Origin of the sequence: Limosilactobacillus mucosae, from assembly GCF_046939755.1 — a bacterium.
Classification (GTDB): domain Bacteria; phylum Bacillota; class Bacilli; order Lactobacillales; family Lactobacillaceae; genus Limosilactobacillus; species Limosilactobacillus mucosae_A.
This window is the reverse complement of the sequence record NZ_JBKZAY010000031.1, coordinates 1-20552: the sequence shown is the minus strand read 5'-3', so window position 1 is coordinate 20552 and position 20552 is coordinate 1. Positions and strand designations below refer to the sequence as shown.

The following is a 20552-nucleotide window of genomic DNA, read 5'->3' as shown; positions in this document are numbered from 1 at the left end:
TCCAGTTACGTCAAACGAGTCACCATAGTGGTAGCTGCTGTCCTTGCTTGGCACCAATTCGTTGCCATCTTCATCCACGAACTGTTCAGTCAACTGATATTTGTTTGCCTGGTAGGTAATGTCAATCGTCTGATCTGTTGAGTTTTCATCAACGACTACCTCAGCAACGGATGCGGTATCTGGCGTGTAGCCGGTAAATTCCGGCGCGCTAAATGCTTCCCAGCCAGACGTGCTCCAAGTACCAGTCGTACTCGTGCCATCCTTTTGTACCGTGTTGATTCGAGTAATCGTGGCTGTCTGTGTGGTAACGGCAATCGTGCCATCTGGCTGGTGAACGTTGATCGTCCGCGTTACCGTCTTAGTTTCCTTACTTGGCCCGTAGATCTGAACATAGGTCGCGTTTGGCTGTTTGATCGGCGTCGCGAACTGATCAGCATAGGATTTATAGCCCAGCTCCAGTTTCTTGCCCGCGTCATCAGCCAGCGACCGGTCTTTGACGTTGATGACGATGCTGCTGAGGTTAGCCGCGGTTGAGATGGCTAACGTTGGCTGCTGGATCACAAAGCTCTTAATCTGCGACCAGTCTTTCACTTCATTAGCCGTCAGCCAGCTACTGGTATTCGGTTCGGCATTATCGGTCAGATCAACGGCCGTGGTTGAATAAAGGACCATCACGCTACCCGTGGTATTTACCGCGACCGGCCCCGTCAGTATCACGTCAGCATTGTCAGGCAGGTTGACATAGATTCGTGAATTGGTCAGATCGCTGTCAGTTAAATTCTTGGGCGTCAGCTTGTAGCTCATTGAATCATCGCCCGAATTAAGCGAGCTGCCGTGATTATGATAATCGATCCCATCAGCATTACCTTGACTGACACCGCCAATCGTAAATTCAGCGCCGGGACTCAGAACCTGCGTGGAAAAAGCGTTGGCTACATAGGTGTCGTCAGTAACCACCCCGCCTGTATATTCTGGTTTATAAAGCTTTTTATCATTGATTGCCTTTTGATTCTTAGGCAGCGGCGTTGACGTTTTGACGTAGACCAAGCCTTGATACATCCCCGGCAAGGCATCATTGTTGATGTCAAACGATACTTTAAAGACGCCATTGGTATCGTTGGTAAAGAGCTTACTGTTATCAAAGACGTAATCACTTTGACTGTAGTCCAGCTTGACGACCTGTTCTTGACCGTTATTGACATAGAAAGTGGAGACCACCGGATTGCCCTCAAAAATGGAAAGATCCGGGTTAAATGACGTATACTGAGGCAGCTTGATATAAAAGATTGGATGATCCAAAACATAGGTCGGCCATTCACCGGCATAGCCATTGGTAATTGAACCGACGCCAATGGTTCCCGCGTAGCCGCCACCCCCACCGCCATTGGCTTTGAAGTTGCTAGACAGTCCGCCCGTAATCGTCTGGGTAACGCTGAGCACGCTTGAGTTCAGATTAGAACCACTGATCGTCAGCGTATTCGTCAGCTGATCGCCAACCTGAACCGCCGTGCCGTCATCATACTTCTCGGTCAAACGACCATTGATGTAAAAGTAATTGCCAATCGTACCATTCATAGCATACAAGGCAACATCAGTGGCAGCCCCAGCTTTGATCAGATCTGGGGTTAAGACGGCCCGGCGAATTGAGCTGGTCCCCTTAGCGCTGATCGTTCCCCCGGCAGCCACCGTCCCTTGACTGCTGGTGCCATCAGCATAGGAGAGCACGTATGAGTATTTGGTGACGCCGTTTAATTTAGCAGTCGTGATCCCAGTAGCCTTAAAACCGTCCGCAATCGTAAACGTCAGCGTTGCGTCATTCAGATCGTAAATCGTAATGTTCTGGATTCCAAACGTTGAGATCTTGGTCGCAGATGGCTTGCTTGCCGTCGCATCGCTGATCGAGATCGTCTTATCATCCCACGCGCCAGCCGCTGATCCGCCCGGCTTGCCTGGCTGCGCGATTGAGTTCAGCTTTTCGGTCCATGGCTCATTCAGTGTCTTGATCAGCTGATGGTTCTGTTGATCATTAAGGTTCTGTACGATCGTAATGTTGCCAGCAGCCGTTACTGTTGCATCAACATTGCCGCTTACGACGTACTGCCCAACCAGATAATATGGCAAGTCAGCCTGGGCCAGCGTCGATCCTGCTCCTTTCGGCACCATGATGATAATATCGGCACCCGTCTGCGCCTGCGTAATTGTCGTTCCATCAGTAAAGGCATTTTTGACAGCCGTTGCGTCAGCATTCAGCTTAAAGCTGGCGGGAACCGGAATCGTAATCGTTGTCCCATAGTTGACGCTGCTGCTAACGCGGGCAGTTGGGTATTTTTCATTATCATAGATGCCTTTAGTTTCCTTCAAATCCAGCTTGTATGTGTAGTCAATGTTTGGCAAAAGTGTTTCAGAGGCTTCGCTGCTTGGTTCACGACTCAAAGCTGGCTTCATGTCAGGATTGATGATCTGCGTGAACGTTTTGGCGGTTGAGCCCAAATCGTTGCCATTACCATCAACGGCAGACAGGGTCGCCGTAAACTCGCGCTGACCAATTGATTCACTGTCAATCAGCTGACCATCAAAATAATCATTGCGACGACTGGCAATCGAGATTTTTTGGCTGATGCTGCCGCTTTGCTTCAAAACATTGGTAACGTAATAAAAACCATTTGTCGAATCATTGGTAATCGTCGTGTCGGCAATCGAAAGCGACGAGGCCCCAACGATGTAGTAGGCAACTTGGTTTTGACCATCCTGATTGGCTGGTAGCTTAAAGGTCACCTTATCGCCAGCATTCCCCGTATAAGAAATCGTTGCCGTGATATCACGCTGACTGTTCCCAGTGTTGCCAATCTCGGTACCGGAAAGCGTCAGTGAATTTTCCTGAATCGCCGCACTGCTACTGTCAAAAGCAGATCCCGCTGCGGCCTGGCTGATGACAGCAGTTGTCTCCCGCGTGCTGGCTGGTTCTGTGTCAGCAACTGATGATGAAGCAGAAACGTCAGCTGCTGAAGCAAGGCTAGTTGACGATGAATCTGCCTCAGTACCCGCACTTGCCGATTCTGAAGCCAGCATTGACGGCTCGGTTCTGAGGACTGCCTCACTGTCCGCTGCTGAATTATGATTGGCTGTTGAAACGCTGCTTACCGAGGAAGCCGTTTCGTCAGCATGAACCAGCGGCTGATCAGATATTAGACCATACCCAAACGTAAAGCCCACAACAACGGAAGCCAGGCCCGTATTCAATTTCCGCAGCGAAAAGCGAAATGATCGCCGCTCCATCTTACGATCAAGCATTTGCCGATTATTCTTTGATAACATGTTTTTCCCCTCGCTTTCTTCACTGCCACCAAACGTTACACAAGCAATTGAATGACCAATGAAGACAATTAGCAAAAAGCTGTATTTTTCTTTTATCAATATATAACAATAACTACAAAATACCGCTTTCTTTTACTTCTTATCTTACTAAATTAAATACGAATATTTAAGGAATCTTGCTTGATTTAAACAATATATACACGTGATAATCCAAACTAAATTTTGAGTTTCTTTAAGTTATTTAATGAATCGAACAATAACAAACAAATCTGTTCAATTTACCAGTTTCAATCGATAGCTCACCAGATTCGATCGACAGTAGCAAAATCCTTCTCAAACAGTAAACGCGCCGTCTCAAGCCTGATGACATGAGATGGCGCGTTTTTGCCGCTGTCAGATTTAATTGAATGATTATTAGTGATACAGATCAAACCGGCCCTTGGCAAGCAGCTCCTTGACACCGCCAGTTTCAATCAGCGACTTGTTGGCAATCATCTTCTTGATTACCGAAGCTGGGTAGCCATAATACTTCATCCCCATCGCGACGCCAAAAGCATGCGTGTTGCCCATTGAAGCCACGGTCCCCAGCGAGTGATATGAATATGGGCCGGGACGCTGACTGCCGGCTGCCCGTGCGGCAAGATCCTTGGCCGCGTAGATCCCCATCGTCAGCGCGATCTGAGCCGTGGTTGGGTAAGGACGCTTGCCATCTGGCGGCATTACCGCGGCCACGTCGCCCAAAACGTACAGATCATCATATTCTGGGGCCGTCAAGCGATCAGTCACCATCACCCGGCCACGCCGCTGCGGCAGATCAGAGGCTGCCATGACCGGACTGCCGCTGACCCCTGTTGTCCAGATAATCGTTCCGGCCGTTTCCTCATGAAGCTGTTCATCCTTGGTTTGATAAACGACCGCGCCCGGCTTGATTTCTTTGATTGCCGCCTGTCCTTGTAGAGTCAGCTGTTCTTTTTGCATCAGTTTAACGGCATAATCCTTCATCTTATCGTCAAACATCGGCAAGATCCGTGGCGAGGCATCAATCATCTTGATCTGGATCGTGCCTGGATCGACTGCTGCCAACTTGGCCAGACGCTTTCTGGCATCGTAAAGGGCCCCTGCCAATTCGATGCCGGTAAAGCCTGCCCCGCAAATGATGATCTTGAGATGATCTGGATTATGATCAGTACGGTACTGCACCATCTGTTCATTTAAATGATCAGCAATCTGAGCTGCCTGGTCAACATTGGCCATTGGCAGGCTGTTTTCCGCGGCTCCCTTGATGCCAAATGTTTCCGAGACAAAACCCAATGCCAGCACGCAGTAGTCGTAGTTGAGCGGCGCGTGTTCGGCCAGCTCAATCTGCTTAGCATCAGGATCTACCTTGACGACGCGATCCTTGATCAGCTTAACGGCAGGACTAAGGACGTCTTGAATGTCAAAACAGATCCGTTCTGGCGCAACGTTGCCGGCCGCAACCTCATGCAGATTGGTTGCCTCATAATGATAGTCGTTTTGTTCAACCAGCGTAATCTCAGCCGTTTTAGCTACTTTTTTCTGCAATTCAACAACGGTTTTCAAGCCAGCATAGCCAGCACCTAAAATGACGATTTTTTTCATTTCCTTCAACCCCTTTTAGAGAACCATTCCAATTAGATAAGTCAGAACCTGAGTCGCGCCGCCAACCATCAAGATGCGAACAGCGCAAATAAACGTCTCCTTTTTAACTTGTCTTTTGATAAGCATCTTGTTCTGTTTGAAAACGAAAGGTACAATAAGCAAAGATAAAATTACCGTAAATGGTGAAATATGAAAGAATGGTGATATAGTGATAAACAAAAATGCCAGGACGTTTTTGATGCTAAACGCAATCAAACAGGCCCGCTTGCCCAACAGCCGGACAATCGTATGCCGATGATTGCGCAGATCCTCTTCCACGTCGCAAAGGTTGTTGGCCAGCAGCAGATTCGAGATCCAAAGCTCCAACGGCATTGCCAACACCAGGATCCGCCCCAGACTTGGCCAATCCCAGGAAAAATTCCCCTGCACGTTTAGATAGATGGTGATCAAAACAATCATAAAGCCCATCGTAAAACCAGCGAAGAACTCACCCACCGGCAGTCCGGACAGTGGATAGGGACCAAATGAATAAAAGATCCCAACCAAAAAGCAGAAGACGCCCATTCCCAAAAGCGGCCAGCCAACCTGAGCCACCAGCCAAATGCCCAATAGCGACGCGATCAACACCATCCCGGCAATCAGACGGCGCATGGCTGATAATGACAGCTGCTCGCGACCAATGATATTGGTCTTTTGCTGGTAGACCTCAGTGTCGATGGCATGGCGGTAATCGTTGTAGTTGTCCATTACGTCGACGGCCATGTTGAACAGCAGCATCGCGATCAAAAACACCAGCATTACCCGCCAGTCAAACGCATGGTAGTACCAGATGCTGTAGCCAACGCCCAATAAAAAGGGCAGCAGACTGGCAGCTTTGGCCTTCACCTCAATCAATTCCAAAAAAACTTTCAGCGACATTTTCTAAGCAATCCTTTCATCTCTTGCAACAAAAATTATTTAGTTAAGGAACTCATCATTATGATCAATTCATTTCAAACTCAAACCAAACACTTAATCGGCAGTGAATTAAAACAGGTTCGCCAACTCATCAACACTCGCCTGCAGTGTCGCAATCCCGAACTGGCACATGCCTTGCAGCAGATGGCCAGTCACGGCGGCAAGTTTCTGCGCCCGACGCTGCTGCTGCTGGTAGCTAAGGCAGCCGCACCCAATGATTGGAACCTTGCCACGCGCAGCCGTTTGATTCAGCTGGGCGCGTCAATCGAGATTCTACACATGGCAACGTTGATTCATGACGACATTATCGATGATTCGCCCAAGCGTCGCGGTCAAGTCAGCGTTCAATCCCAATTTGGCAAGGATACCGCGGTCTATGCCGGCGACCTGCTGTTTACCCAGTTTTTTGACCTTTTAATCACCAACCTGGCCAGCGATGAGTATCTGCAGATCAACGCACGGGCCATGAAAAAGATTTTAGATGGCGAATTAGGACAGATGGCGCTGCGCTATCATCAACAACAGCAAGTCACCCAGTATTTGCGCAACGTCAACGGCAAGACGGCGGCTCTTTTCCAGCTGGCCGCCAGTGAAGGCGCGCATTTTGCTGGGGCTGATCAGCAAACCACCGCTTATGCCGCGCGCTTTGGTCAGAACCTGGGCATTGCCTTTCAAATCATTGACGATCTGCTTGACTATACCGAGCAAAGCAAGCTCAACAAGCCTGTAATGCAGGATCTGGCCACCGGCGTCTATTCACTGCCGCTTTTATTGGCCCTGCAGCATCCGACTGCGGTCAAAGAACTGCAGCCGCTGCTTGAACGACCGCTGACCCCCGCCAGCGAGCAGCAGATCAAGGCCATTGTAATCAACAGCGGCGCGCTGGATGATGCCCGTCAGTTAGCCCTGCGATTTACGCGAAAGGCCGATCAGTGGCTGAAAAAGCTGCCGGATTCCCCGGCTCAGCGCCTGTTAGGTCAGCTGACGCAACAGCTCATGCAAAGAACCGTTTAGCCAGCCATACGCCTTGAAGATTTGCAACGACTCATCCCATGCCATCAAGCACTCCGCAATCAGCTGGGCGCTTTTTCATTTAATCTTTTCCCAGCTCTAAAGCGCGTCGCTTAATTCCTAAATTCAGCAGCAAAAAAACATCTATCCCGTTCCAAAATCAGATTAATCGCATCGGCAGCTTGCCGATGCTTTTTATTAACCACGCTTATTCGCCAGGTTCAACGGTTCCGCCCTGATCAGCAGTCAGCAGACCGCGATAGTACGCGCTTTGCTGCCATAACTCAGCCGGCGTGCCTTGCAGTTTGAGCTGACCATCTTTAATCAAGATCACACGGTCCATCCGTTCGACTCCTTGCAGGTGGTGCGTCACCCAGATCAGCGTGCGATCATGCAGCTGCGTTTGAAACGTTTCGATTACCTGACGCTCCGTAATAGGATCCAGACCAACCGTTGGCTCATCCAGCAAAACGATCGGCGCGTCGTGCAGCAGAATCCGCGCCAGCGCTAGTCGATGCCGCTCACCACCAGAAAAGCGCAGCCCGGCTTCAGCAACCGGCGTCTCCATTTTCTGCGGCAGCTGGTCAATCATTTCCCAAAGGCCAACCCGCATTAGCGCGTCTTTCAACTGTTCATCACTGGCTTCTTCATTGCCCAGCCGGAGATTATTGGCAATCGTGGTATTGAATAGATAAGGCTGCTGATTGATAACGCCAAACAATTCAGCCGCCAGATCCCCTAGCTCAAAACTCGGAATACCTCCTACAGTCACGATTCCCTGCGTTGGCCGCAGATCGCCCCGCAATAAAGAAAGCAGGGTCGTTTTCCCACTCCCACTACGCCCAAGCACGGCAAGCTTTTCCCCTGCCTTAATCGTTAAATCGATTCCTTTGAGCACTTCGGCATCATCAGCTTGATAGCGATAATGCAGATCACGCAGCTCAATTTGAAATGGCGCGCGGGGAAGCGAATCAGCAGTTGGCGTTTGCTCGGTAGCCGGCAGCCCATTTAAGCGGCGCAGCGACTCGCCATAAAGATTGGTTTCCTGAGCCGCGGCCGGCAGCGGCGACAGCGCGTCAGCGAGCGGAAACAGAGCCAATACCAGTGCGGCAATCCAATCCGCCGCGCCGCCATGATACTGTCCCCAGCGCGCGGCGCCCCAGAGAACCAGACTGACCGCCATCAATAAAAACAGCATCTCCATTAAGAAATCCCGCCGCCGAGCAAATCGGTGCTCCGCCAGCCGATTGTTCATCGCCAGCTTTTCCGTTGCCTCATGACGTTTCAGATAGTCTTTTCGGCGACCAGCTAAGCGCCAGTCCGCCAGCCCCAAGACATCATCTGTCAATTCGGCGTACATCTGATCGCGCAGCTGTTTGTCTTTCATCTGGCGCGCTCCATTGATCACCGTTGACCACCACGGAATGGCGATGATCATCAGGCCAAAGATCAGCAGCACGGCCAGCCCTAATAATGGTGAAAGCCAGCCCAGCGCGATAATCAAGATCACGTAAAGGCCCCAGGCAACCAGCATTGGAAAAATCGTTCGCAGATAAAGGTTTTGAATATGACCAATATCGTCGGCTAGTAATCCCAGCAGATCTCCCAGCTGATAGCGGCGGCGCCAAAAGATTGCATCGGTTTCCAAAGCATCATACAGTCGCTGCCGCAATCTGGAAGTCATCTTAAGCACCCAGTTGTGACTGACCAGGCGCTCGGCATAATGCAGCGTGGGGCGACCAATCCCAAACGCGCGCGTCAAAACGATCGGCACGTAGATTAACAGAATGTTGACCGGCTGCTCAGCGGCGCGACTGATCAGGTAGCCGGCACTAAACATCAGCCCGGCCGCGCCGATAAACGTCAAAATCCCCAGCGAGATCGCCAGGATCAGACTTTTGCGATAACGTCGCAGGAATGGTCGCACCCACGAATCATGCTTTAAAATCCGAAAAAGCTTGATTTGTCTAAACATGCCGCTCACCTCTCATTCCATTGATTAATGAGACGAAATAGCCGTTTCGTGCCAAAAGCTCATCATAGGTTCCCTGCTCAACTAGCTCGCCATGATCCATTACCAAGATCCAATCCATCTCCTTCATCCAATGCAGCCGATGCGTAGCGAAAAAGACCAGCCGCTGATCCATTAACGGCAGCATGCGTTCTTTCAGCTCCAACTCGGTTTCAATGTCCAGATGAGCGGTTGGCTCGTCAAACATCATGACCCGCCGCTGGTCGTCCAGCAAGGCTCTGGCCAACGCGATCCGCTGCGCCTGACCGCCAGAAAGCTCGCGGTGTCCGGCCCCAATCATCGTTGCCAGACCATCGGGAAGCTTAGCCAGCCAATCAGTCATGCCAACCGTTGCCAACGCGGCCTTGATCTGATCATCGGAAACGTCTGGCGTGTAGAAGGCAACGTTTTGCCGCACCGTTGCTGTAAAGATTGTTGGCGACTGCGGCAGATAAAGCAGCTGGTTTTGCCAGTCCGATAGATTGAGCGTCGTCACCTTTTGTTCCTGAATCTCGATCGCGCCCTGTTCAGGAGTCAAAAAACCGCTCAAAAGATTGATCAAAGTCGTCTTACCCGCGCCACTCATCCCAATAATGCCAACTTTCTGCCAGCCCTTGATCTGCAGCGAAAACGGCTTAATGCTGGTACCTTTTGGATATTGAAACGCCATGGAATCAATCGACAGCCAGTCTGCTGGCCCCCAGGAATGCAGTGGCACTTCTTTTCGCGGCTGAGCTGGCTGATTAAGGATCGTCAGCATTTTATGAAACGAGTTGCGGCCATTGAGCGTGGCATGAAAATCACCAGCAAACCGACGCATCGGCAGATAGTATTCCGGTGCCAGAATCAAGACGGCCAACGCGTTCAAAAGCGCCATGCGGCCATTTAAAAGATCAAACCCCAGATAAACGGCCACTACCGCGATGGAAAGTGTCGTGAAAAAATCCAGAGCAAACGTTGAAAGCATCGCTACTTTCAGCACGGCCATCGTTCGTTTACGGAAATGCTCGCTGGCCGTAAAAATGCTTTTGGAGTAGCGCTTGCTTAAGCCAAGATACTTAAGCGTGTCGATCCCCCGCAGTGAATCAATAAAATTGTTCGATAAGTGCTGAAAACTGCCATATTGTTGCTCAGCTTTGGCTTTGGCGGCCTTGCCCAAGATGATCATAAACAAGATGATCAATGGATAGGTCACCAATAAGATCACGGCCGAGCGCCAATCAAAAATCCCAACGGCAATCAAGATCAAAACGGGTACGCTCATCATGCCGATCGTTTTGTCGAACGTCAGCTTAACGTACTGGTTGACTTCATCGATGCCATCAAGCGCCATGGCAACCGTGCTCCCGGTCCCGTTTTCCTGCACCAAGGCCGGCCCCTGATCATAGAGTTTGCTTAACAGCCGCGCGCGCAGATCAACGGCCGTCTGTTCCGCGAAACCATCCAGAATGCGTTTTTCCAACCATAAAAGCAGCTGGCGCAAGGTATAACTGGCAATAAAGCCCCACAAGAGCATCCAGCGCAGCCCTTTTCCCTGCCACAGCACAAACAGCGTATCAGCCAGGAAGGCGGCTTGAGCGATAATAAAAACGGCCTGCAGAATCTTTATTCCGACAAGCCGTTTCACGATCGCGCCGGAACCCGGCAATTGAAATAAATCACGATCAATCATTAACGTACCTCAACGCGCGGCATCTCAATCCGCTTGCGGAAGATCCAGTAAGCAAAGATCGTATATACCAAAATGCATGGCACCAGAACCAGCGTCGCGATCGTCATTACGATCAGCGTGTAGTTTGAAGATGACGCACTCTTGATCATCAAATCGTACTGACTGCTGATCGAAGAAATCATCAAGCGTGGGAACAAGCCGCTAAACAGCAGCGCTACCAGCGAAACCAGCGTCAGTCCACTGAAGACGAATGCCCAGCCATTGCGGTTCCTAAAGGTATTGGCATGAGCCAGCACTGAAAAGGCAACGATCAAAGCCAGCCCCAGCAGCGTTGCCAGCGGATGAACCTTGATAAAGTCGGTTTGGAAGAGCAAAAGCAGCGCAAAGACCACCTCGCCCAGATATAGAACCCAGTAGAACGCCTGACTGTAGTTTTGGGCCCGAGCCTGAATCGCTCCCGTCGTCTTGAGCGCGATATAGTTCAAGCCGTGCAGGTAGGTCAACAAAGTCAAGGCAACCCCGCCGACGATCGAAAACCAGTTAAAGTAGTCTAAAAAGCCAGCTTGAATGTTTCCCTGCGCGTCGATCGGCATCCCCTTGATCATCGAGATAAACATCACGCCAAAAAAGAATGGTACGATCAGACTGCCCAATGCCAGCGCGTTATCCCACAGCGGCTTTTTCTCCATGGGACTCTGAGCCCGAAACTCAAACGAAACGCCTCGAATAATCAGACCAACCAAAATTGCCAATAAAATCAGGTAGTAGCCTGAAAACAGCGTGGCGTACCAGTATGGAAACGAAGCAAACATCGCCCCGCCAGCCGTGATCAGCCAAACCTCATTGCCATCCCAGACTGGCCCAATCGTACGAATCAGCTGGGTACGCTCTGCCTCATTATGGGCCAGGGTTTTAACCGCCATGCCAACGCCATAGTCAAAGCCATCCAGAAAGAAGAAGGCCGCAAACAGCAGACCGATCAAAAAGAACCATAGTATCTGCAGCATTGTCATTTAAAACGCCCCCTTAGCAAATGGATCCATAATCTTAGCCGATGCCGCCGCCTGATCGAATGGATCATTGTGCAGTGCCCGCACGATCAAACCAATTAAGATCACCGCCAAACCACTGAACAGACAGAAGTAGACGATGTTGGAAATCAGCAGTGAGGCTACCGAAACGTTTGGCGAAACGCTTTGGGCAATCGTAAACAGGCCATAAACCGTCCACGGTGCCCGCCCCAGTTCCGTAATCAGCCAGCCACTGGTATTCATCAAAAACGGCGCAAATGTTAAGAGAGCCATGACCCAAAGACACCAACGATGCTGATAGAGTGTCATCTTGTTTTTGCGCGTCAGGATCAAGCCAACCAGCGAACACAGCGCGATCAAGGCCCCAAAACCAGCCATTACTCGGAAGCTCCAAAACAGCGTATTAACCGGTACATAGTAGTTCATCTTGTGACCGGCAATCGTCGTACCGTATTGTTTCTTAAGCTCAGCGTTAACCTGCTCCATCCCTTTGACGGAACCGGTCGTCTTGCCATAAGAAAGCAAACTCAGCATGACCGGGATATCAATCTTGCCTTTGACTTCATGCGTCTTGGTATCAGCAATTCCGACCACCGTCCAAGGCGCCTGCTTGCCGGTAGTCTTGTAGACGGCTTCCGTGGCGGCAAACTTCATTGGCTGTTCCTTGATCAGGTATTTCATCTGCAGGTCCCCCATCAGCATCGTTGCCACGGAGAAGACCAGCATCAATGTCATGCCCAGCCGCATCGTCTTGTGATAGGCTTTGGTATTTTCTTTTGACAGCTGCCGTTTCTTAAGCAGCTGGAAGGCAGCCAGACCAGTAATGATCGTCGCGCCAGTTAACAGCGCCCCTAAGACGACGTGCCCATATTCAAAGAACAGCTGTGGATTCGTCAGCAAGGCGCCAAAGTTAACCATTTCGGCCCGTCCATTACGAATCGTGTAGCCGACGGGATGCTGCATGAAAGAGTTGGCGGTCAGAATCCAAAGTGCGGAGGTCAATGTCCCAAACACGACCATCCAAATAAAGAACAAGTGCAGTTTCTTACCAACCCGATCCCATGTAAACATCCACAAGCCAATAAACGTTGACTCGATGAAAAACGACAGCAGCGCCTCAAAAGCCAGCGGCGCGCCAAAAATATCACCCATAAAGCGTGAGTAGTCGGACCAATTCATCCCAAACTGGAATTCCTGAATTAGTCCCGTAACCACGCCAACGGCAAAACTGAGCAGAAAGATCTTGCCCCAGAATTTCGCCATTCGTTGATATTGTTCATTTTTGGTATGAACATAAATCGATTCCATAATTGCAACGACAAAAACGGTCCCGATTGAAAACGGAACGAAAAAGAAGTGAAAAACGGTCGTCATCGCAAATTGGAAACGAGCTAGATTAACGATTGTCATTCTAACATCCCCTTTTAAACTTATTTCCTAATTGCTTATCAGTAGATTAGGAATACCGCTTTTATAGCCTTAGTGTACCGCTTTGATAAAAGGCTTTCAACATCCAAATCACTTTATTTAAATTTTGTCTTTCACCCCACAGTTATTCGGCAATTTAGGCGATTTTTTATTTATTTAAGAAACAGTCATTCTCTTAAAATCGTTCAATTTTAAGTTATCAACCAATTAGCGATAATTGAGCTAATTTCTACAATCATCCCCATTTTATTTATATTGATACAATATGCGATTTGCACAATCTTTTGCTGAAGTTTGTGAAAGTCATCTCCTAATTCACAATGTCGAAAATATAAATTAAGTGTTACCATCTTTTTGACTAACTAGCCGATCAGTAATCAAACTCCTTCAACCATTGGTATATAGGCGATTCATCAAAGGTTATAACTTAAAATTAATAATTTTAAAGCGTTTTTATAGCACTTTCAGATATTTAGTGATAAGATATATTCACAAAGTCGATATTCACAATGTCCTGCAGAAAGCCATTTTTGTTTATGCATTAATTATTCAAGAAAGGCCGATAATTATGAAAGCAGCAGTTTGGCATGGCGTAAAAGACATCCGTGTGGAAGATTTGAACTGAGCAGCGAATAAAACAACAAAAGACCGAACCACGGGACTGGCCCGCGTTCGGTCTTTTTGCGTCTTATATCTTCAATTAAATTCTACTGCCATGCAACAACTAGTCTTCACGACGCTTTTTGCGCGTACCGAACAATGCCAGCAGCGATGACATCCCTGCTAGACCTAAGCCCGCAGCTGCTGTTGCCTCATTTTCATCATTGCCAGTCTGCGGCAGCGTTGCTGATTTAGCCTCGCTTGCTGCTGATGATTCGGCTGGCTGGTTGGCTGGCGTCGTTTGATCTGGAACAGCCGGCGACTGTGGCTGTACCGGTTCAGCCGGACTAATTGGCGTGCCAGGCGTTGTCGGTTCGCTTGGATTTGTCGGGGTAGCCGGCGTCGTTGGCGTTTCATTCTTGGTGTATGGTACCGGCGTGTCCGTGGTTGGATCGTCTGGCGTCACGCTTGGCGTACTTGGCGTATAGCCTGGAACGGTTGGTGTTGGCTCATTTGGTACCACCTTGCTTGGATCATTAGGGTCGTTTTGGTAGATTGGCGTGTCCGCGCCTGGAATTGGGTTGCCATTTGGATCAACCGGAATGATCTTGCCAACCTTCTTGTAGACAAACTTTGCGGTTTCATCGCCATTGCCAAATGTCCCCTTGGTATTCTCCTGTTTTACCAGAACGTAGCCATTGATGACCTTAGCATCCCCAGTTACGTCAAAGGCATCGCCATGCTTGTAGGAGCTGCCCTTGGATACGCTTGGTGACAGTTCATTGCCGTCTTCATCGACGAACTGCTCCGTCAAACCATACTGATTCTGCGTGTATGGTACTGGCGTGTCTTTGCCTGGATCGGTTGGCGTAACCGGACTTGGATCGACCGGCGTGTAGCCGGGAACATCCGGAATCGGCTCGTTTGGCACGACCTTCGTTGGATCAGTCGGGTCCGTTGGGTAGGTTGGCGTATCCGTGCCTGGAATTGGGTTGCTGTTTGGGTCAACCGGAACGATCTTGCCATTTGGCGCGTAGGTTACCGTTTCTTCAACGTTTGGATTCTCAACCGTTGCCGTCAGTCCGCCCGCTGTCTTCTTATCGGCGTGATAGCCATCAATTACCGGCGTGTCTTCCGTACCGAAAGTCTTGAATCCTTGCCAGTCGCTGGTTGAAAGGACTTTGCCCGTAACCTTGTCAATCGTTACCGTCCGCGTAAAGGCGTCTTCTTTGGTCTGAACCTTATCAGCTGGCGTTCCATCACCGGCCCCAACGTAGTGAATCGTTTGGGTCGCTGCCTTAATCAGATTTTCACGCGCGGTTGCCGGCGGATAGACTGGACTGTTAGGATCGCTTGGATTAATCGGCTCACCCGGCGTTACCAAATCAGGATCGTTAGGCGTAATCGTCTGCGTCTTGTGCTTTAAGCGAACCACGAAATCATTGCCTGACTCACTGTAGGTCTGCGTTCCATCATTAAAGTCGCTAGAAACCAGTTCGTAACCTTGATCTTCGTAGTTCTTGATCTTGTCAGCCGTCGTGTAGTTGATCTTGGCACCAACTTTTCCTTCTGGCAGCGGTGCTTCGCTTAAAAGTACCCCAGTCGTATCGTCAATATATTGAATCGTGCCGGCAACTACCATTGGATCATTGCTGTAGACGACTTCTTCAACAATGTCTTTGTCGCCAGGAACCACACCATAATTATTGACTTTTGGCCGGTCAACATGCAGATAGCCGACTTCAGCTGGTGTCTTTGACTCAATTTCATCAAATTCTCCATGCAACGGCGACCAAGCCCGCTCTGCATCTGTTGTATCAACTTGGCCATCGTTATTGGTATCATAGCCCAAAAGCTGGCCGGTGACTTTATCGATGATGGCCGTGCGCTCAAAGTTCACGGTCTGCTTAATCGTCGTCTCACCATTTGGCCCACCCTTAACCGGATTGCCATCTGCATCGACATAGTTAATCGTCCGCGTAACCGTGTCAGTCAAGTCGTCTTTGGCAACGCCATTTGGGTATTCCGCGTTGCCCTTAGGATTGATCGGCTGACCTGGCGTGACTGGATCTTCCGGCGTGATCGGCTTGGTGGCGTGCTTTAAATGAACCACGAAATCATTGCCTTCCTTAGCATAGGTCTGCGTTCCATCATTAAAGTCGCTAGAAACCAGTTCATAGCCTTGATCTTCGTAATCCTTGATCTTGTCAGCCGTGGTGTAGTTGATCTTGCTACCAACCTCACCCTCTGGCAGCGGTGCTTCGCTTAAAAGTGCCCCAGTCGTATCGTCAATATATTGAATCGTACCAGCAACTACCATTGGATCATTGCTGTAGACGACTTCTTCAACAATGTCTTTGTCGCCAGGAACTACGCCATAACTATTGACTTTTGGCCGGTCAACGTGCAGGTAGCCGACTTCAGCTGGCGCCTTGGATTCAACCTCGTCAAATTCCGCGTGCATTGGTGACCAGGCACGTTCTGCATCCGTTGTATCAACTTGGCCATCGTTATTAGTATCGTAGCCCAAAAGCTGGCCGGTGACTTTATCGATGATGGCCGTGCGCTCAAAGTTCACGGTCTGCTTAATCGTCGTCTCGCCATTCGGCCCACCCTTAACCGGATTGCCGTCCGCATCGACATAGTTAATCGTCCGCGTAACCGTGTCAGTCAAATCATCTTCGGCAACGCCATTTGGATATTTCGCGTTGCCCTTAGGATTGATCGGCTGGCCTGGCGTGGCTGGATCTTCCGGCGTGATCGGCTTGGTGGCGTGCTTTAAATGAACTACGAAATCATTGCCTTCCTTGGCGTAGGTCTGCGTTCCATCATTAAAGTCGCTAGAAACCAGTTCATAGCCTCGATCTTCGTAATCCTTGATCTTGTCAGCCGTGGTGTAGTTGATCTTGCTACCAACCTCGCCCTCTGGCAGCGGTGATTGATCTAGCGTTGCGTTAGTGGAGTCATCGACATACTTGATTGTGCCAGAGACAACTTGAACGTATGGTACCTCCGTGTCTTCACCAGGATCTTTTGGCGTAATTGAATCGCCGGGCTGATTATCTTTTGGTTTCCAGCCATCAATACTTGGCACGGTTGGATTCAAGACTTTGGTTGGATCATTCGGATCAGTCGTGTACGTCGGCGTGTCTGCGCCTGGAATTGGCGTATGGTTTTCATCTACCGGAATCAGCTTGCCGTTTGGCGCGTAGGTTACCGTTTCTTCAACGTCTGGCTTGTCGACAGTTGCCGTCAAGCCACCGGCTACCTTCTTGTCAGCGTGGTAGCCATCAACAACCGGCGTGTCTTCCGTACCAAAAGTATTAGAACCTTCCCAGTCACTGGTTGAAAGGACCTTACCCGTAACCTTGTCAATCGTTACCGTCCGCGTAAAGGCGTCTTCTTTGGTCTGGGACTTGTCAGCTGGCGTTTTATCGCCGGCACCAACGTAGTGAATCGTTTGGGTCGCTGCCTTGATCAGATTCTTATGATCGACTTCCGTTGGGTAAACTGGGCTATTAGGATCGTTAGGGTTGATTGGGTCACCTGGAGTTACCTGATTTGGATCGTTAGGCGTGATGGTTTGCGTCTTGTGCTTCAGGTGAACCTCAAAGTCATTGCCAGCCTTTTCGTAGACTTGGCTACCATCAGTGAAGTCGTTGTAAACCAGTTCATAGCCTTGGTCTTCATAGCTCTTGATCTTGTCAGCCGTGGTGTAGTTGATCTTGGTGCCAACTTCTCCTTCTGGCAAGACGTCTTCATCCAAAAGAACGCTCGTCGTATCGTCAATGTATTGAATCGTGCCGGCAACTACCATTGGATCATTGCTGTAGACAACCGTTTCCTTCAGATCAGCTTGGCCAGGAACTATCATCACCGTAGATACCGTAGACTTATCAACGTTGTCAAAGCCCAACGACTTTGGATCAGCTGACTTAACTTCGCTAAATTCAGCACTCAGCGGTGTCCAGGCACGATCTGCATTTTCAGTATCAACCTTGCCATCATTGTCAGTATCATAGCCCAGAATCTTGCCAGTAACCTTATCAACAATCGCGGTCCGTTCAAACGTTACGGTCTGGGTGATAGTCTCCTTGCCATTTGGCCCACCTTTAACCGGGTTGTTTTTAGCATCGATATAGTTAATCGTCCGCGTAACCGTGTCAGCCAAATCATCCTTGGCAACGCCATCTGGATAATTAACATCGCCCTTAGGATTGATTGGTTTACCTGGAGTACCTGGGTTTTCTGGAGTTACTGGAACTGTTTGATGACCATAGTAAATCTTTTCCGTCACGTTGGTCGTGTCGCCATCAACCGTTACCGCCGCTACAGAAGCGCGATCAGGAGCCGTGTAGCCGTAATCAAAAAGATCGGCAGAATCTTGCTTAGTCCAAGTCTGATCAGCCACCTTCCAACTGTCATCGATCGTGTAACTGGAACCGTCAGCTGAAACAGTACCATAACCGATGAAGTTATTCTGATCATCATAGATCTTGTTACGGTTCAGCGTTGCAGTCTGAGTAACCGTTTTTTCCAAGTCAGCTGGAATTGCTTCACCAGTCACGCTGTCGTAGTATTCGATCGTCCGCGTTACGTCCTTAGATTCAGCTTCGGTATGATAAGTTTCATAAACAAAATAGACATCATTAACGGTGTTGGAATTGATCGTTCCTGTAGCATCAGATGGCGTCGTGTTATATGTAAAGCCATTAATCGTCGTTGTACCGGCTGTTCCTAATGATTTATCGGTTTTGACATAACGGTAGGTCTTGCCATTAACTGTAATTGTTTCTGGTTTGTAGGTTAAGCCAGAAACATCATATGTAGTGTTTTTCCCGGAATTCTCATAGGCTGCAGCTGGGGCTTTAATTGCCGTACCATCGCTGGTTACGTAGTTGATGCGAACTTGACCTTGTGGAGCGTAGTAATACTGAACCGGTTCTTGACCAGCTGCCAGACGGTTGTTCAAGCCGTAGATAGTAAGGTAGTCTTTAGAATTTTTAAAAGTAAACTGATCTTGAGTAAAGCCAGCATCAGTCAGATACTTAACACCAACCGGATCACCAGATGTTGTATAGAGTAAGAAAGCACCATTCTTATGGGTATCTGCATCATAATTACCATTATTGCCGAATTCACCTGGGGCAACTGGATCCGTAGTTAAAATCGTCTTCCAGATGCTTTCGTCGGCAATATCATCAATACTTGCCCCCAAGGCAGCTACCTTAAGGACAACTCGAGCAGTCCCATTAGTATCCGTGATTACATTGATTCGGGCAATCTGCAGCTGATTTGACAGTTGCTTTTGCGTTGAAACAATAATATCGCCGACTTTGTATGAAGCTGAAAGGGTCCCAGTGGTGTTGGAAGGTGCGCTGATTAGGTCAAAGCCCTTAAAGATCCGCGCACCAGAGGCAGTGTAGGTATAACCCTGCCGACCAGTCTGTTCGTAGTCAGCCAGCATGGTTTCGTTGCCAGCCGCGTCTTTAGCAATATATTCCGTCCGAATCATGCTTTCGTCTGGGTACATTACGTGGACAACGGTTCCGGCCGAAGTGTTGGTACTGTTACCAGCATCATAGATAACTTTAGAAAGCTGGGTACCTACATCAGAATTAACATTAATTTGCTTAGTAGTAACACCATTATTTGTAGTAGCGGTATAAGTCAATTGGTAATAGTGAGTAGAACCATCACTAATCACGGTTTTTAATTTATCAACTTGAACGGCAGCTCCATTTACCGTCAGTGTTCCTTGCCAAATTACTTGACCAGTATCACCATCAACCAATTGGGCATAAACCGTATCATCATATTGCCCATTCGTAGCGGCCTTGCCAGTTGAGAAACGGAAGTAGTAGTTGGTATTATTTTCACCATTATAAGTAGTAGTACCATCTGTTGCCGCAGTCGGTCCCAAGCTGACAATCCCAAAAGTATAGCGATCGGCAGCAGGATCAGTCTCATACCCGCTTGGAATCTTGCTTTGATCTGCAACAATACTTGCCCCATTTGGATCACTCATCCCAGGAGTTACATCACTGTTGCTGATTTTGTCAGTCGCTACAATCTCACCCTTGCTTGATAGTGCGTCATCACTAGCGGCAGACGTTGTAGTCGTAGCAGCTGTTGGAGTCGTGGTTGCAGTAGTCTTCGCGGTTGTTTCACTTCCAGCTACTGTTGGTGTGGCTGAAGTCGTTGTTTTGGCAGCAGCTGTAGTTGCCGTACTTACAGCCGTTACTGAACTAGCTGCCGCTTGACTGGCAACCGACGCGGTACTTGAAGATGCTTGGCTGGTCGTCGAAGTACCTTCGCTGGCAGCCGCCTGAGAATTTGTGCTACTTAACGTTACTTGACTGGCATTTAAATCTGTAGTCGCGTTGGCTTTTGTCTCAGTACCAGTGCTCGTGGTATCGGTAGTAGTATCAGCCGAAACTTCACTATTCCCCATAAACACCAAGGTCCCCAATAGTACTGAAACCGTACCAATGCTTAATTTACGCAAACCAAAGCGTTGCGCTTGATTGGCGGTTTTTTTCTTTTTCATATATGTATTGTTTTTGGAAAGCATTAAGATCCCTCCCACAAATTAAACGTCTCAAAATCCAATTAATTTCTAAAGCATGCCCTTCAGCTATTTTTAGACTGATAGGTACACTTCTATTTTACCGAATTAAGATACAACATCAAGAGGTTTACTAAATCGCTATTTACGAGCTAAACTAAACTATTCGAAGTATTAACAATCAATTGATATACTGACATTCAAAAATACGAACACTGTTTCAAAGCCAAAGAAAGCGCTATTAAAAATGAACGTAGCGTAAGCGGTAATTCCTTTTTTCAATTATCTCGTTTTCAAACTATCGCTTATCATATGATCGTTAAAAGTAAGCACACTATA

General features: G+C 48.8%; 9 protein-coding genes. 1 reads left to right on the top strand and 8 read right to left on the bottom strand.

Features of this window, described 5'->3' with window-relative positions; translation table 11 throughout:
* The 3 genes from ACLUWI_RS08935 to ACLUWI_RS08925 all read right to left on the bottom strand — a co-directional run.
* The coding region (locus ACLUWI_RS08935) for a YSIRK-type signal peptide-containing protein (protein ID WP_412147030.1) at window positions 1-3315 on the bottom strand (3315 nt) is incomplete at its 3' end.
* 414 nt (window positions 3316-3729) lie between these two features.
* On the bottom strand, window positions 3730-4935 hold the full coding sequence (locus ACLUWI_RS08930; protein ID WP_412147029.1) for an NAD(P)/FAD-dependent oxidoreductase: 1206 nt from the start codon (window positions 4933-4935) through the stop codon (window positions 3730-3732).
* A gap of 15 nt (window positions 4936-4950) precedes the next feature.
* Window positions 4951-5853, bottom strand: a complete 903-nt coding sequence (locus tag ACLUWI_RS08925; RefSeq protein ID WP_412147028.1) for a prenyltransferase — start codon at window positions 5851-5853, stop codon at window positions 4951-4953.
* Between the two features lie 60 nt (window positions 5854-5913).
* Here ACLUWI_RS08925 and ACLUWI_RS08920 point away from each other — a divergent pair, with 60 nt between their 5' ends.
* On the top strand, window positions 5914-6906 hold the full coding sequence (locus ACLUWI_RS08920) for a polyprenyl synthetase family protein (protein ID WP_412147027.1): 993 nt from the start codon (window positions 5914-5916) through the stop codon (window positions 6904-6906).
* 205 nt (window positions 6907-7111) lie between these two features.
* Here the strand turns inward: ACLUWI_RS08920 and cydC are convergent, their stop codons facing one another.
* The 5 genes from cydC to ACLUWI_RS08895 form a co-directional block, all read right to left on the bottom strand.
* Window positions 7112-8878 carry a thiol reductant ABC exporter subunit CydC gene (gene cydC, locus ACLUWI_RS08915; protein WP_412147026.1) on the bottom strand — a complete coding sequence of 589 codons (1767 nt, stop codon included), beginning with the start codon at window positions 8876-8878 and terminating at the stop codon, window positions 7112-7114.
* Entirely contained in the window at window positions 8871-10586 is a 1716-nt protein-coding gene (gene cydD, locus ACLUWI_RS08910; protein WP_412147025.1) for a thiol reductant ABC exporter subunit CydD, read from the bottom strand. The genes cydC and cydD overlap by 8 nt, the downstream gene beginning before the upstream one ends.
* Entirely contained in the window at window positions 10586-11599 is a 1014-nt protein-coding gene (gene cydB, locus ACLUWI_RS08905; protein WP_412147024.1) for a cytochrome d ubiquinol oxidase subunit II, read from the bottom strand. The genes cydD and cydB overlap by 1 nt, the downstream gene beginning before the upstream one ends.
* Window positions 11600-13027 carry a cytochrome ubiquinol oxidase subunit I gene (locus ACLUWI_RS08900; protein ID WP_412144625.1) on the bottom strand — a complete coding sequence of 476 codons (1428 nt, stop codon included), beginning with the start codon at window positions 13025-13027 and terminating at the stop codon, window positions 11600-11602.
* A gap of 742 nt (window positions 13028-13769) precedes the next feature.
* Window positions 13770-20219, bottom strand: a complete 6450-nt coding sequence (locus tag ACLUWI_RS08895; RefSeq protein WP_412147023.1) for a mucin-binding protein — start codon at window positions 20217-20219, stop codon at window positions 13770-13772.
* Window positions 20220-20552: the final 333 nt, after the last annotated feature.

Coding starts and splice junctions, on each gene's coding strand:
- cydB (WP_412147024.1), bottom strand. CDS start 11,599: ATGACAATGCTGCAGATACTATGGTTCTTTTTGATCGGTCTGCTGTTT.
- ACLUWI_RS08900 (WP_412144625.1), bottom strand. CDS start 13,027: ATGACAATCGTTAATCTAGCTCGTTTCCAATTTGCGATGACGACCGTT.
- ACLUWI_RS08925 (WP_412147028.1), bottom strand. CDS start 5,853: ATGTCGCTGAAAGTTTTTTTGGAATTGATTGAGGTGAAGGCCAAAGCT.
- cydC (WP_412147026.1), bottom strand. CDS start 8,878: ATGTTTAGACAAATCAAGCTTTTTCGGATTTTAAAGCATGATTCGTGG.
- ACLUWI_RS08930 (WP_412147029.1), bottom strand. CDS start 4,935: ATGAAAAAAATCGTCATTTTAGGTGCTGGCTATGCTGGCTTGAAAACC.
- cydD (WP_412147025.1), bottom strand. CDS start 10,586: ATGATTGATCGTGATTTATTTCAATTGCCGGGTTCCGGCGCGATCGTG.
- ACLUWI_RS08895 (WP_412147023.1), bottom strand. CDS start 20,219: ATGCTTTCCAAAAACAATACATATATGAAAAAGAAAAAAACCGCCAAT.
- ACLUWI_RS08920 (WP_412147027.1), top strand. CDS start 5,914: ATGATCAATTCATTTCAAACTCAAACCAAACACTTAATCGGCAGTGAA.